At 53.0% G+C, this 366-nt stretch carries 1 rRNA gene; it reads right to left on the bottom strand.

What is annotated here, in order from left to right:
* A 5S ribosomal RNA gene (rrf, locus tag QMZ30_RS25820) occupies positions 1–88 on the bottom strand; the annotation flags it as partial.
* Positions 89–366 lie beyond the last annotated feature (278 nt).

Below are 366 nucleotides of genomic sequence, written 5' to 3'. Positions count from 1 at the left end.
GAGACCCCACACTACCATCGGCGCTACGGCGTTTCACTTCTGAGTTCGGCATGGGGTCAGGTGGGACCACCGCGCTACAGCCGCCAGGCAAATTCTTTGTGCCATGTCCTGTGTCTTTTACGCTGATGCTGCGTTGCTGTCCCTCGCGTTACTCAGTCACATACCTGTGTATGCTCCTTCGTACCGTCTCGGTCCGCGCCTTGCCTCAGCGTAAAATCCTTCGGACTTGCGTCCGCAGAACACCGCTAAATTCTTCTAAAATCCGGTGAATCAAGCTGAAAATCTACTTTGCGTCTTCTCAAAAACGCCTCTGGCGTTGTAAGGTTAAGCCTCACGGGTCATTAGTACCGGTTAGCTCAATGCATC

The organism is Pantoea sp. EA-12 (assembly GCF_030053355.1).
In the GTDB taxonomy this organism is placed as follows: Bacteria; Pseudomonadota; Gammaproteobacteria; order Enterobacterales; family Enterobacteriaceae; genus Pantoea; species Pantoea vagans_C.
The sequence above is the reverse complement of the archived record's forward strand: the minus strand, read 5'-3'. Positions and strand labels throughout refer to the sequence as shown.